This is a genomic window from Vulcanisaeta sp. JCM 16161, from assembly GCF_001316285.1.
Genome location: NZ_BBDO01000001.1, coordinates 62,797 through 75,957, shown reverse-complemented (window position 1 = coordinate 75,957; position 13,161 = coordinate 62,797). Strand labels below are relative to the sequence as shown.

General features: G+C 44.6%; 11 protein-coding genes, 1 tRNA gene, 3 pseudogenes and 1 CRISPR repeat array. Of the genes and pseudogenes, 7 read left to right on the top strand and 8 right to left on the bottom strand.

Annotated elements, in window-relative coordinates; all coding sequences use genetic code 11:
* Complete coding sequence (locus JCM16161_RS00440; RefSeq protein ID WP_054854657.1) at positions 1–447, top strand: phosphatase; 447 nt, start codon at positions 1–3, stop codon at positions 445–447.
* Between the two features lie 21 nt (positions 448–468).
* The gene (locus JCM16161_RS00435) at positions 469–1,875 is read left to right on the top strand and encodes a glutamine amidotransferase (RefSeq protein WP_054854656.1); all 1,407 of its coding nucleotides are present in this window, start codon (positions 469–471) and stop codon (positions 1,873–1,875) included.
* Here JCM16161_RS00435 and JCM16161_RS00430 read toward each other — a convergent pair.
* A complete protein-coding gene (locus JCM16161_RS00430; RefSeq protein WP_054854655.1) occupies positions 1,850–2,086 on the bottom strand; it encodes a CPBP family glutamic-type intramembrane protease in 237 nt (78 codons plus the stop codon). The genes JCM16161_RS00435 and JCM16161_RS00430 overlap by 26 nt on opposite strands.
* Positions 2,087–2,158: 72 nt before the next feature.
* Positions 2,159–2,551, bottom strand: coding sequence for a hypothetical protein (locus tag JCM16161_RS00425; RefSeq protein ID WP_054854654.1), 393 nt, complete (start codon positions 2,549–2,551; stop codon positions 2,159–2,161).
* Positions 2,552–2,727: 176 nt separating this feature from the next.
* Between JCM16161_RS00425 and JCM16161_RS00420 the strand changes: the two are divergent.
* A pseudogene (locus JCM16161_RS00420) lies at positions 2,728–5,353 on the top strand (DNA-directed DNA polymerase I).
* A 19-nt stretch (positions 5,354–5,372) separates the two neighbouring features.
* Here the strand turns inward: JCM16161_RS00420 and JCM16161_RS00415 are convergent.
* The 4 genes and pseudogenes from JCM16161_RS00415 to JCM16161_RS00405 all read right to left on the bottom strand — a co-directional run bounded on the left by JCM16161_RS00415 (position 5,373) and on the right by JCM16161_RS00405 (position 6,827).
* Positions 5,373–5,810, bottom strand: a pseudogene (locus JCM16161_RS00415) (DUF2286 domain-containing protein).
* Between the two features lie 82 nt (positions 5,811–5,892).
* Positions 5,893–6,363: a CDP-alcohol phosphatidyltransferase family protein gene (locus JCM16161_RS00410; protein WP_243668276.1), complete on the bottom strand. Its 471-nt coding sequence runs from the start codon at positions 6,361–6,363 to the stop codon at positions 5,893–5,895.
* Positions 6,333–6,506 (bottom strand): hypothetical protein, encoded by a 174-nt coding sequence (locus JCM16161_RS13495; RefSeq protein ID WP_243668275.1) that lies wholly within the window; start codon positions 6,504–6,506, stop codon positions 6,333–6,335. Before JCM16161_RS13495 ends, JCM16161_RS00410 begins: the two co-directional genes overlap by 31 nt.
* 84 nt (positions 6,507–6,590) lie before the next feature.
* Positions 6,591–6,827: a PadR family transcriptional regulator gene (locus JCM16161_RS00405; protein WP_243668274.1), complete on the bottom strand. Its 237-nt coding sequence runs from the start codon at positions 6,825–6,827 to the stop codon at positions 6,591–6,593.
* Between the two features lie 125 nt (positions 6,828–6,952).
* Here JCM16161_RS00405 and JCM16161_RS00400 point away from each other — a divergent pair.
* The 3 genes and pseudogenes from JCM16161_RS00400 (at position 6,953) to JCM16161_RS00390 (ending at position 9,764) form a co-directional block, all read left to right on the top strand.
* A pseudogene (locus JCM16161_RS00400) lies at positions 6,953–8,215 on the top strand (Glu/Leu/Phe/Val dehydrogenase).
* Between the two features lie 158 nt (positions 8,216–8,373).
* Positions 8,374–9,600, top strand: a complete 1,227-nt coding sequence (locus JCM16161_RS00395; RefSeq protein ID WP_054854653.1) for an FprA family A-type flavoprotein — start codon at positions 8,374–8,376, stop codon at positions 9,598–9,600.
* Between the two features lie 88 nt (positions 9,601–9,688).
* A tRNA-Asn gene (locus tag JCM16161_RS00390) sits at positions 9,689–9,764 on the top strand.
* 16 nt (positions 9,765–9,780) lie between these two features.
* Here the strand turns inward: JCM16161_RS00390 and JCM16161_RS13490 are convergent.
* Together JCM16161_RS13490 and JCM16161_RS13485 are read right to left on the bottom strand one after the other, a co-directional pair.
* Positions 9,781–9,954 (bottom strand): hypothetical protein, encoded by a 174-nt coding sequence (locus JCM16161_RS13490; RefSeq protein ID WP_243668273.1) that lies wholly within the window; start codon positions 9,952–9,954, stop codon positions 9,781–9,783.
* 35 nt (positions 9,955–9,989) lie between these two features.
* Positions 9,990–10,556, bottom strand: coding sequence for a hypothetical protein (locus tag JCM16161_RS13485; RefSeq protein ID WP_243668272.1), 567 nt, complete (start codon positions 10,554–10,556; stop codon positions 9,990–9,992).
* A gap of 82 nt (positions 10,557–10,638) precedes the next feature.
* Positions 10,639–12,337: a CRISPR direct-repeat array (repeat unit 25 nt; unit sequence CTTTCAATATTCTATTGAAATCCTC).
* 418 nt (positions 12,338–12,755) lie between these two features.
* On the opposite strand from JCM16161_RS13485, the gene JCM16161_RS00385 reads away from it, so the two are divergent.
* On the top strand, positions 12,756–12,947 hold the full coding sequence (locus JCM16161_RS00385; protein ID WP_243668271.1) for a hypothetical protein: 192 nt from the start codon (positions 12,756–12,758) through the stop codon (positions 12,945–12,947).
* Positions 12,948–13,161 lie beyond the last annotated feature (214 nt).

Below are 13,161 nucleotides of genomic sequence, written 5' to 3'. Positions count from 1 at the left end.
GTGGTTAATATTAAGTACGTATCCTTCGACATAGACGGAGTCTTGGTTAACTCAGAAAATAGATTGAGACTATGCCTTAAGTATGATGGTGGAGTTGATTGGGATTGCTTCCTCGACTGCAATAAGCTATTTATGGACAGACCCAAGCCTAGGAATATAGATCTCCTTAAGTTATTAAGGAGTAGGGGTTTTGGCATAATAATTGTCACTGGCAGGAGGGAATCCATGAGGGAATGCACGATGAATCAATTAAGGAATTTCGGGATAAGCGAGTTTGAGGGGCTATTCATGAGACCTGACAATAATACCGAACCTGACTACGTTTATAAGTTATGGATGATTAAAAACCTATTAAGAAGGTATGAAATATTGGTGCATTTCGATGATAATGCAGACACTGTATCGGCACTAGTGAATAACGGTATTGACGCAGTGGTACTCTCGTAGTTATTAATATGGTGACTGATTATGATTAAGATTGGTGTATTAAACGTCAGGGGCGCAATGCCCTATTACGAGGAGTTACCATTTAATGTACGCATTAGCGAGCCAGGCATGATAAGGGATCTTGACTTATTAATACTACCTCCTGGAACCTTAGTGGAGTCCCAGGTATTACAACGCTATGGTTGGATTGAGAAGGAGGTTTGGGAGTATGTTGAGAGGGGTGGTTTTGTCGTTGGTGTTTGCTCAGGTGCTCAATTATTGTCAAGGGCGGTGAACCTAAACGTTAAGGGATTACCTGGTTATTCCAGGGGGCTTGGCATTCTAGACATAGTTTTTGAGCCACTAATCGTTACAGGGCCTGTGAGGGTTAGGGTAATTGACGAGACCTGGGCAACGAGAAATCTCGTGGGCACTGAATTAATTGGTTGGCAGGCGCATACGTATGGCAGGATGAACATACTGTCTGATGACGTTAAGGTTGTGGGGGTATCGCGTATACCAAGGTATAATTATAGAAATGAGGAGATTAATGCACCTACGCTGGTTGTATCACGGAAGTATAGGGTGTTTGGTACGATGGTTCACGGGATACTTGGGTTAGGGTCTCCAATAATGAGGAATATACTTCATGAAATTGGGATTAATAATGAGGCTGAAATTAAGAATTACTACGAGAGTTACCGTGAGAATGAATGGGTGAGTAGGGGAGAGGAGGGTCCTGGGGTGACTAGGATCATTACCGTCGCATCAACCATGACAGGCGAAGGTAAGACGCTGATAACGAGTGCATTGGCGTACTGTCTTAATAGGGCTGGTTACTACGTAGGTGTTGCTAAATTAGCTGGCGATATTAGGGATCTGCATCCAAGCCTTTACATCCTTAATAAGCCGTTTAAGCCCTGGATGAGCATAAGACTGAGGTGGGGAAGTAGATCACTTGGTTGGGTCAATTGGCGGAAGGTAATAAGCGGCATCAGGAATCTTGGGTTAGACGTATTGGTGGTTGAGGGCGTCATGGGACTCTTGACCGGTTCATCCAGGAGGTATAGGCGTGGCTTTTCATCAACCCTGGACTTCATAAGGTATGTAAACACTGACGTGGTGCTGATTGCCTCTGCGAATCTCGACGGTGTTGAGGGCGCATTACTTAGACTTGGGTCCTACATTGATTTACTTATCAAATATGGTAAGAAACCAATCCTCGCAATACTCAATAATGCCTACGACGGACCTCATGAAAATCGAATGCTCAAGAACTTCGGGAGAAGAATTGGCAGGCTAGGAGTATCATTCGCAGCCTTAGAATCACTACCCATGTCCTCTAAACCGGAGGAATTAATAGATCTTGAGGATTATAAAGAGGCCGCAATCAAAATCTCCAATACATTATGTAGCACCATTATTAATGCGCTAGGTAAATCACGGTAATTATAGACAAATAATCATTAATCCAGTGAATAATTATGTCAGGTACTACATTCCTTGTCGATATGAATATAAGGCCTGAAATTACCCCATAAACGAGTATGTAACCAAGAGTATAAATTAATGGGGTCAGGTTATTCACGCCGTAAACCGCCAGGTAAACGGGTACGTGCGCTATTGTGAAGTAAATGGCGTCTATCATCACAGCAGGCATTGCGTGATTACATTGACGGAGCCATTCCTAGGTAATAATCTACCAAGCATGAACCCCCTAAACACCATTTCTTCACTGATGGCTATTGGGTACAGCGTGTATGTCATAAGAAGGATATTCGTTAATGAAACCTGGGGTATAAAAAAACATGAGCGGTATTAAGCCACTTATGAGGAACCATATAAGCGCTAATATGATGATTATCGGTATCGTCAACCTACCAAATAGGGGTTTCCATGATAGACCTAGTTCATTACGTAATTCATGAATTCTCCGTCTATTGAGAATTAGTAAAACCGCAATTACTACGTATAGGTATGGGGCAAGGTCTCCGAGGAGGTATGTTGATAGGGCGTTTATTGGGCTCCTCACGGCATTACTTAGTGTTTGTATTATTGATGATGAAATGTCATAGTGCGTGTTCGTTAATATGTATGGTTCATAGGTAATGAATACAGGGATCACTATGGCGACTAGGAGTATCGTGGGCCAAACAACATCGCTAGGTACCTGCCCATTGCTCGATTAGTCAACATGCCCCACTTAATAATTCTACTCACAAATACGTATGAAGGCCGTAGTACCTAAGGCAGTGGAGCAGCGGCTTAATAAGTTAGTTATTATAGCTATATTGCTGAGAAATGAGAAGCAGGGAGTATAGGGAGGAGGATGAGGAAGAGGAAGAAGAGCTTGAAGAGGAGGAGTTTGAGGAACGTGAGGAGGAGGAAGAGGAGGAAATATCCATAAGGCTGAGACCCCTCAAAACACGCCACCGTCAATAGTGCTGACCGTGACTTACGATGGGAGGCTGGTAAGGCCCTCGTTAAGCTTTACGATCCTGTTAATGACAGGGTTTATTTTTGGTATGACAATACTGGGCATAGACCTTACCTACTGACTAATGTTAGGCCTGAGGAGCTAATCACCAAGTTCACGAAGGTGATCCTACACCCGGGTTTCAGTCACATAGAGGCTGTTGAGAAATATGACCCATTAAGTGATAGGAAGGTGGTACTTACAAAAATAAATGCCAAGGACCCATTAAGTATTGGAGCAAGGCCGACTCAATAAGGGAGTTACTCCCAAAAACATGGGAGTCTAGGATAAGGTATCACCTATGCTACATATACGATAATGAAATCATACCCGGCATGTTCTATAGGGTTGAGGATGGAAAACTGGTGCAGGTGCCCATTGAGGTACCTGCCGAGATTGAGGAATTCATAAATAAGCTATACGCAAATGACGGAGACTTCCTTGAGGAGGCGAGGAGGTGGATACCTCTATTTCAAGCCCCTGTGCCAAACATTAAGAGGCTATCCCTCGACATAGAGGTATTTACGCCGCAGGAAAATAGGGTGCCAAACCCTAAGGAGGCTAATTACGAAATCATATCCATAGGGCTCGCAGGTAGTGATGGCTGAGGAAAGTCCTGGTTCTCAGGAGACCAGGTATGGAGTTGAGGCCCGAGGACCTTGAGAATCTCATGTATGATGATGTCGAGGTGGAGTTCTTCGATAGTGAGTATGAAATGCTTAAGGAATTATTCTCGATAATCCTGCAATACCCAATATTAATTACATTTAATGGTGATAATTTCGACCTACCCTACATATACCATAGGGCTTTGAAACTTGGTTTTAGGAAGGAGGAGATACCAATAACGCTGAGGAGGAATGAGGCATCCATAGCCCTTGGGATCCACCTAGACCTGTATAAGTTCTTCAACATCAGGCTATCGAGGTTTATGCCTTTGGCGGTAAGTACAGGGGTATGGATAGGACATTGGACACCATAGCCCACGCAATAATAGGCATGTCAAAGCTGAGTAGAGACAAGCCCGTATCACAGATGAGCTATGTTGAGTTAATTAATTATAACTTTAGGGACGCATTCCTAGGGCTTTACCTGACGACTTACGACAATAACCTAGTACTGAGACTAATAATACTTATGTCCAGGATATCCAAGACACCGCCAGATGACCTGGTCAGGAGCCAGATATCGGCTTGGATTAGGAACATGCTGTATTACGAACATAGGAGGAGGGGTTGGTTAATACCTGAGAAGGAGGATATTGTTAAGGTTAAGGGTGACGTAGCCACTAAGGCTATTATTAAGGGTAAGAAGTACGCAGGCGCCATAGTCCTGGAACCAATGCCCGGCATATTCCCGAACGTATACGTACTCGACTTCGCAAGCATGTACCCATCAGTTATTAAGCGTTGGAACATATCCTATGAGACCGTTAAGTGCCCAAGCGAGAAGGAGCAAGGCAATAAGCCAATACCGGAACTACCCCATTGGGTGTGTAATGATAGAAGAGGACTAACGGCATTAATAGTCGGCCTGCTCAGGGACTTGAGAGCCTACGTATATAAGAAGCTGGCCAAGACCGCGCAGAGCGAGTTATTGAGGAGCTACTATAACGTAGTACAGAGCGCACTTAAGGTCTTCATTAATGCATCATACGGCGTATTGGGAGCCGAGGTATTCCAGCTATATTGCCCACCCGCCGCCGAGTTAACGACGGCACTGGCTAGGTACGTATTATCCAAGACAGTGTTGAAGGCGCTGGAACTTGGGTTAGTGCCTATTTATGGCGATACCGATAGTCTATTCATATGGAATCCGGATGAGGATAGGCTCAGGGAATTGATTGAGTGGGTAGATAAGGAGTTTGGTATAGAGATCGAGCTTGATAAGGTCTATAAGTTGGTCGCCATGAGCGGTAGGAAGAAGAACTACGTTGGCATACTACAGAATGGTGAGTTGGATATAAAGGGATTAGTTGGTAAGAAGAGGAATACCCCTGACTTCGCAAAGGAGGCGTTTAACGAAGTCGTGGGGCTTCTCTCGGATATCCAGGGACTTGAGGATGTCGGTAAAGTTATTGAGGAGGTTAGGGACAAGGTTAGGGACTACTACAGGAAGTTGCAGAGGAAGGAGATACCACTCAATAAGTTGGCAATAAGGACGGCATTAACCAAGCCCCTTGAGTCATACACAAAGAACACACCACAGCATGTTAAGGCTGCATTGCAGTTGAAGAACCTTGGTTATAACGTGAGACCTGGCGATATAATAATTTACGTTAAGACCACGGGTAAGGAGGGGGTTAAGCCAATACAATTGGCTAGGATTGACGAGGTAGATCCTAATAAGTACATTGAGTACTTAAGGACGTCGTTGGAGCAGGTTCTTGATGCCTTTGGGATAGAGTTTGAGAGTATAATGGGTTCATCAATAATAGATAATTATTCGTGATAGATTTACGTAGGTGAAACTACTCCTCGAGGAATTCCTCACCTTCTCCCTCACCCTCAGGTGCCAGTGATGATAATATGTTATTTACTACCTGGTTTATTACGTCATCGTTTATGTACGGCATTATTACTACGAACCTATCAGCCTCCATATCCTCACCCATCCACCTATTGCTATATATTATTTCGTAAGTCGTATCTCAACCTCAGCCTTATTACCAACTCTTAACGCCGTACTTCTCAACCTTCCTATAGAGCTCCTTACTCAATGGTAGATCTAGGCTCACGGTCTGAGGTACCTTAAGGACTATGAAGTCGGACTCCTCGGGATTCCACTTATCTAATAGCTTCTTTACATAATTCTTCACGGTATCTGTGAGACTTGACTTAACAATCTCCTTATTGGCTATGTTCTCATTCTCTATGTAAATAACCACGTTCTCACCCTCCTCAGGCATACCCCACAATTACTGTGTCTGAGGATTAATTAATAAAGCTTAACTTTTCCCTACCGCTAGATAATTAATCCGCATTCAATCATCACGAAGAACCCAGGGACCTAACCACAGTAATTATTCTCTCTATGGCTGTGGCATTCGTTAATAGCGCAAGGAGGAGTAAGCCGTACAGCGCCACCGCGTCTATGCCCGTGACAATGAATATTAGGAGAATAAGAAGAATGAGGATGAGCCTCTCCTCCCTCTCGAGGAGTCCAACACCGATCATCCTAACGCCGAGCGCCTCAGCCCTAGCCCTGGTATAACTCGTCATTAATGAACCCAGTATGGCAAGTAATAACGAGGCTATGCCTAGCAAATTCATATCGCTGACTATCCATAGATCAATTAGCGCTATGAAATCAACATACCTATCCAGTGTGGAGTCCAGGAAAGCACCAAGCCTAGAAGCCCTCCCCCAATACCTCGCTATTAATCCATCAAGCATGTCAAAGGCGCTCGCAATTATTAGCAGTGTAAATGTCAGTACGTAGGCCCAGTATGATGCAGCCACATTAAGTAGGGTGTTGGTAGTGCCATGATTAAGGACGATATTGTCAATGCATTGGGGTTTCTAGGCATTACCCTAACAAGGCCTCTCTCAAGGATTCTCCTACCAATCCTCTCCACCTTATCCTTAAGCCTTCCCAGCACCACAATCAACACCACAACCAAATACCTGCCTAAGGATTGAGGATATGAAATCCCTAGCCCTTAACCAAAGCCCCACGGTCTCCGGCCTTAGCTATACATCTTAGATCCATTACTCACGAACGTCTCTACTAAGCCGTCCCTCTCCATTTTATAAAGCACTACGTAGACCCCAACGTTTGTTATGTTAATGTTGAAGCGTTCCCTTATTTCCTTAGCTATTTCATAACCATACATGGGCCTCTCCATTAGCAGCTTAACTACGTAAATCCACAGATTCTCCTTGGTTAGCTTAGTCATAAGCCTATTAAGCGCCTTCTCGCTCATTGAGTCCCTAGTAAGGCGTTGATTAATAATTTTAAATGCTAACTTTTGACCTTAGTGCCATGGTGCATTCGTATTACATAAGCCAATAGAGAAAGGTTTAATAACCCATCATTTACATAGTCTCGATGTCACTAAGGGGGACTACATTCCTAGAAAGTGTGTTACAAACACTAAAGAGAGCTATAGAGCTGGGTGGATACCCACAGGAGGTCTATGAAATCCTAAGTAGGCCTCAGAGGATAATAACTGTTAACATACCCGTTAGGATGGACAATGGAAAAATCCAGGTATTCACGGGTTACAGGGTACAGCACAACAACGCCCTAGGACCTACAAGGGTGGGATAAGGTTCCACCCAGAGGTCACGCTTGAGGAGGACATAGCGCTGGCCACGGTAATGACCTTCAAGAACGCACTAAATGGCCTACCATACGGTGGAGGTAAGGGCGCGGTTGCCGTTGATTACAAGAAGTTAAGCAAAAGGGAGCTTGAGGAGTTAAGCAGGGGCTATGCAAGGGCATTAGCACCCTTCATAGGTCCCGAGGTGGATATACCAGCGCCCGACGTTGGCACCGACCCACAGATAATGGCTTGGATGGTTGATGAGTACAGCAAGATTGCAGGCCATAACGTGCCTGGAGTATTCACGGCAAAGCCGGTGGTATTATGGGGCAACCCAGTTAGGGAATACTCAACAGGCTTTGGTGTAGCTGTTTGGGCCAGGGAGGCGGCTAAGAAGTTGTGGGGTGGCATTGAGGGTAAGACCGTGGCTGTTCAGGGATTTGGTAACGTTGGTTATTGGGGTGCGTATTGGCTGGAGAAGATGGGTGCTAAGGTCGTTGCGGTAACGGACAGTAAGGGCGGCGTCTATAACCCGAATGGGCTTAAACTAGCAGACGTTAAGGCGATTAAGGATAAGACAGGCACAGTAATGAACTATGAATCTCCAGGAACCAGGAAGATAACCAATGATGAGGTTTTAGAACTGCCAGTGGACATTCTCGTACCCGCCGCCTTAGAGAACGTCATACATAAGGGCAATGCTAACAACATAAAGGCTAAGTTAATAGTTGAGGGCGCAAACGGCCCAACTACGGCTGACGCAGAGAAGATACTGCACTCAAAGGGTGTTTGGATATTGCCTGACCTGGCGGCTAACGCCGGTGGTGTCGTGATGTCATACCTAGAGTGGGTTGAGGACCTGCAATGGTACTTCTGATGAGGAGGAGACGAGGAATAGGCTAGAGAGGATATTGCTTGATACATTTAACAGGGTGATGAATAGGTGGAGTAAGCTAGGTACGAGCCAGGTAACGATAAGGGAAGCGGCATACGTAGAGGCCGTGGATAGAATATACAATGCAATGAAGGTTAGGGGCTGGATTTAAGATTTAGAGATAATGACCAAGAATAAAATATAGTCAAATAGAAAGTCATTCCTTTTATTAGCCATTTGCGTAAGAATTCATTTGAAATTGAAATATTAATGTTATTTTATGAGGAATAGACCCCTATATTTAAATGCATAGTATGTGTCGTAAATGTAATGAGTAAGGAAAGAAGTCATGGGATCATTATTGACAAGGTAAGTAGAGATTTAATGATCATTAGATATGACGACACCACAACAAAGTACTTCGAAGCCCTGTGGGAGATACCTGAGGGGGTCACGTATAATGCCTATCTATTGGTTGATGATGACGCGACAATCCTCTTTGATTCATGGAAGAAGGGCTTGGAGAATGATTTTCTCAATGCACTGAGCTCCGTAATTGATATCCGCGACCTAGATTACGTCGTAATTCATCACATGGAGTCAGACCACAGCGGCTCAATAAAGGCCTTGTATGAGAAGAACCCGGACATTACCTTCATCGGTCATCCAATGACTAATAAATTACTGAGGAGTCTCTATGGAATAAGTCCTAGATTTAGGGCTGTTAAGGATGGCGAGATACTAAGCACGAGGAATTATCAGTTAATGTTTATCCACGTACCGTGGCTTCACTGGCCCGAGACCATGGTTACGTACATACCACAGATAAAGACCTTATTAACCTGTGATGTCTTTGGCGCATATACAATACCTAAGTCGGTGTTTATTGAGGACTTAAGCGATGAGTACGTATTTTCAATGAGGAAGTACTTCGCGAATATAATTGGTTTTTACAGGGATAATGTCATTAAGAACCTTGATAAAGTATTAACGATAACGAAAGGTGATATTGAAATCATTGCGCCTGCCCATGGTGCAGTAATCAAGGGAGACCTCGTGAGAAAAGCCATTGATCTGTATAGGGAGTTTGCATTGAAAACACCAGTTAATAGGAAAATAGTGGTTGCGTACTCCTCAATGTATGGCTTCGTTGATGGTATAATGAACCACGTAACTCAGGTACTCAGTGACTGGGGCTTTAACGTTAGTAGTTACAGGTTTACGGATAAGGAAAGAGCAGGCATTGGTGATTTAATTGGGGATGCAAATAACGCGCTTGGCATAGTCCTTGGGATATCCACATACGATACCGAACCATTCCCACTAATGGACTACGTAATCAATCTATTAATAAAGAAGTTAAGGGGTGGGAAGCCAATATTACTGATAACGGACTATGGCTGGGGCGACGTAGTGCTTAAGCACGTAAAGGCGAGGCTCGAGAAGGCAGGCTTCACGGTAATAGACGCAATAAGCGTAAATGGAGTACCAACAAAGGACGACCTAAACAAAATAGATATAGCGCTACAAAGCTTTAAGCAGGCAATGACCCAATAAAGCATAACCTTAAAGACCTAGGAACAACGGTTAATACTAAAATCCAGGAACAAAAACTTAAAAAAACCATAAACCCATTCCTTACCAAGCCGCCGTAGCTCAGCCCGGTAGAGCGGCGGGCTGTTAACCCGTAGGTCCCGGGTTCAAATCCCGCGGCGGCGCCACGAAGATTGATTATGACTATGCTTTGTTTTGGGTTCGTGGGTTTTGGGTGGGGCAGTTTAGTTTTGTCATTGCCTTTGTTATTGCTTTTGCTCTCCTTTCCTTGCCCTCGCTGGCTGTCTCCTCGAGCATTTTCCTCAATACTTCACAGACCTTTTTCGTGAGTTCTTGATCCTTCTCGATTACGTACATACTTATGTAGATCTCGAAATAATCGCCGCTGGGCCTCAGCCAGCGTCGTAGCCTGCCCTCTTGAGTCTCTCCCGAATCCTCACGGCATCCTCAAGTCTCTTACGCCAGGTCCTAAGCTCGACAGTGCCGCTGTCTCTCACGTGAACATTCATACTCACGCCATCAATGACCTCAATTGAAGACCTACCCAGGGGCTTGACCTCCATGCCCGCCAACGCCATTAAACGCCTAGGCTTCTCGGCATCGGGCAGTTGGACCAAGTCCTCAACCAAAGTCTTAATCGCCGAGTCGCCAAGCATTTTCTTGGCTAACTCAATGGCTTTTGAGGACCTAATCGTATAGGCTACGGTATACTCATTGTCATCCTTCTTCTTAAACCCAAGGCTCCTTAACCCCTCGATTAAGCCGCCCCACAACTCAAGCTTTGAATGGCCCATTGTGAGCCTAACCGACTTCTCCTTAACGTTCACATCACCATCGCCGAGCACTGCGTACAGCGTGAATATTGGGAACTCCTCATCGCCGAGCCTGCTAGCCGCCTCAGCAACCTCGGCTTTACTTTCGAACACGCCCTTGTAGTCAATAGCCTTTAACCTCCACATAACGCTCACATCGCTATCGTTGAGGCCCAAGCCGTGTATGTGTATGTAGTTCTTCCCTGGCCACGGAATTGGTTGAGGGGATCTTTCAATATTCTATTGAAATCCTCACAACTCAGTCGATGTCGAAATAACGTACCTAGACAGCACTTTCAATATTCTATTGAAATCCTCCCTTAGCCTCACCACCACCATTCCCATCACCAACCCTGGCCTCCTTTCAATATTCTATTGAAATCCTCCATCGACTGGTACAGGCAAAACATGAAACTCGACCTACCAAACCTCTGGGCTTTCAATATTCTATTGAAATCCTCGCACTTGGTTGCCCACTTCGGCGGTGATGGCATAGTGTATAACTTTCAATATTCTATTGAAATCCTCTCGCAGATCTCCCCAGCAACGCAGCTACTCATTGCGGAGCTTTCAATATTCTATTGAAATCCTCAATGGGGCTAATGCGCTACAGTACTCGTCCTCGGGGTCGAGGACCTTTCAATATTCTATTGAAATCCTCTCAGGAAGGAGTTGATGCATTGGTCGAACCCGTTTGTAATAAACATCTTTCAATATTCTATTGAAATCCTCCACGAAAAACCCCAGGAGAATCTCTAGAGTGCTTGCCACGATTCTTTCAATATTCTATTGAAATCCTCACGTATATCCGCAGGCTGCCGCGAATCCCATCTACTAAGTACTCCCCAACACTTTCAATATTCTATTGAAATCCTCATGGGATTCACTCTTCATCATGCCATATAGAGTCAAGGCACCAACTTTCAATATTCTATTGAAATCCTCTTATGTAATAGTTATTAACGATACGCGTTACATGTATTTCTCAGCTTTCAATATTCTATTGAAATCCTCATTATACCATCCCTATCCCATCAAGGCCGAGATTAATCCCTCTTTCAATATTCTATTGAAATCCTCCAGCGCCGGGTATTATCCTAACGCCCACGTCATCATATATTAACTTTCAATATTCTATTGAAATCCTCTCAAGCCCTCGTACTGCACGGTCTACATGCCCGAGCCAGGGAAGCTTTCAATATTCTATTGAAATCCTCTAGGTTCACGAGTATTTCCCACAGTGCGTCAAACGCTTCGTCCTTCCCTTTCAATATTCTATTGAAATCCTCGTCTAGTCTGGGCTTCGAAGGCATGGGGGTGTTTAGTCAAAACTACATCTTTCAATATTCTATTGAAATCCTCGGTACTTCCTCAATGCCCACGCTCGTCACCGCCTCGAGTAGGGACTTTCAATATTCTATTGAAATCCTCCCATGACGACGCACTTGAAGTCCCTTAACTCCCTGCACGCGTGCTTTCAATATTCTATTGAAATCCTCCTTGAGCTTTATGGTTTGCAATTAACAAACAAGGACATAATGGAAATGCTGAACTTTCAATATTCTATTGAAATCCTCTATTTGTTCATAATGTCCAGCCCTAACTTGTTCATACGCATTAATTATGAATGACTTTCAATATTCTATTGAAATCCTCTCGTGTCCACAGCGACAGTATTCGCTACGCACCCCGTGTAACTCTTTCAATATTCTATTGAAATCCTCTCGGCAAGTACCTCGAGAGGGCACTCGAGGCGACTGGCTATAGGCCTTTCAATATTCTATTGAAATCCTCAAAAGAAATTCATTTACGCGTTGGTTGATTACGACGACAAGCTTTCAATATTCTATTGAAATCCTCACTACAGGGTGATGCTTATGGCCAGGGCAACGAGGAAGTTGATCTTTCAATATTCTATTGAAATCCTCTGGTTTGTTTGTTTGTTTTGTTCTTTTTAAGTTTTTCCTCTCTGTTTCCTTGGTTTTCGTTGGAACGCCTTTCTGCTCCTAATTTTTTTGCGGTTCGTGAGTGTTTCCACGGTCTTTATTGGGGGTTGAATTAATGTTCTTATGGAGTTTCAACTCCGCAATGCCGAGCTTGTTCTCACGGTGCTTAATGCCTTGCAAAACGGTTTGCGTGCACGAACTCATGCACCCACCTCCTTACCACCTGACTTAATTACGCCACACACCCACGCCGAGGGCACGCACGACACCGTGCATGCCCAACAGTCCTTAGTGCATTATTTGAACGTTTATTTAGCTCTGATCCGCCGCATGTGCCGACCTCGGGCGCGAGATCGTCGTTAATCGCCTAGTGTTTTACGGCGGGAATTACCTCAAGGTCATGGGCAAGGACGTGAAGGCAATGAGCAGTGACGTCCTCAAACCAAGGTACAGGGCAACCTACATTATAGTGAGCAATGAGCCGAAGACCATTAAAATAAGGTACGCATGCGGTGATGAGGCTGGTGAGCAGGAGGTAACGCTGAGCAGGACCGCGAGGTACACGGTCGAGCTATTAATGGTCGGTGATTGAGCCGAGGCCTCGTCATTAAGCCCACTAGGTTTATCATTCATGGCTCATTAGGTTCATCACACGCCCCTCCACACATTACGAAACAAAAACCAAGCCAACGAGGCTGCAGAACCACAGACCACGTGTATATTGAATGGCGACGGGGCAATTACATACTCAATCGAGGAGGGAAGCGATGAGGATGGCGCCAGTTTTTGCGTTCAATCTCGCCGTA

What these genes read in the sequence shown, in the direction of transcription:
- JCM16161_RS00435 (WP_054854656.1), top strand. Translation starts at nt 469, where the DNA reads ATGATTAAGATTGGTGTATTAAACGTCAGGGGCGCAATGCCCTATTAC.
- JCM16161_RS00430 (WP_054854655.1), bottom strand. Translation starts at nt 2,086, where the DNA reads ATGCCTGCTGTGATGATAGACGCCATTTACTTCACAATAGCGCACGTA.
- JCM16161_RS00405 (WP_243668274.1), bottom strand. Translation starts at nt 6,827, where the DNA reads ATGAGCGAGAAGGCGCTTAATAGGCTTATGACTAAGCTAACCAAGGAG.
- JCM16161_RS00395 (WP_054854653.1), top strand. Translation starts at nt 8,374, where the DNA reads ATGAGTAAGGAAAGAAGTCATGGGATCATTATTGACAAGGTAAGTAGA.
- JCM16161_RS13490 (WP_243668273.1), bottom strand. Translation starts at nt 9,954, where the DNA reads ATGTACGTAATCGAGAAGGATCAAGAACTCACGAAAAAGGTCTGTGAA.
- JCM16161_RS13485 (WP_243668272.1), bottom strand. Translation starts at nt 10,556, where the DNA reads ATGTGGAGGTTAAAGGCTATTGACTACAAGGGCGTGTTCGAAAGTAAA.
- JCM16161_RS00385 (WP_243668271.1), top strand. Translation starts at nt 12,756, where the DNA reads ATGGGCAAGGACGTGAAGGCAATGAGCAGTGACGTCCTCAAACCAAGG.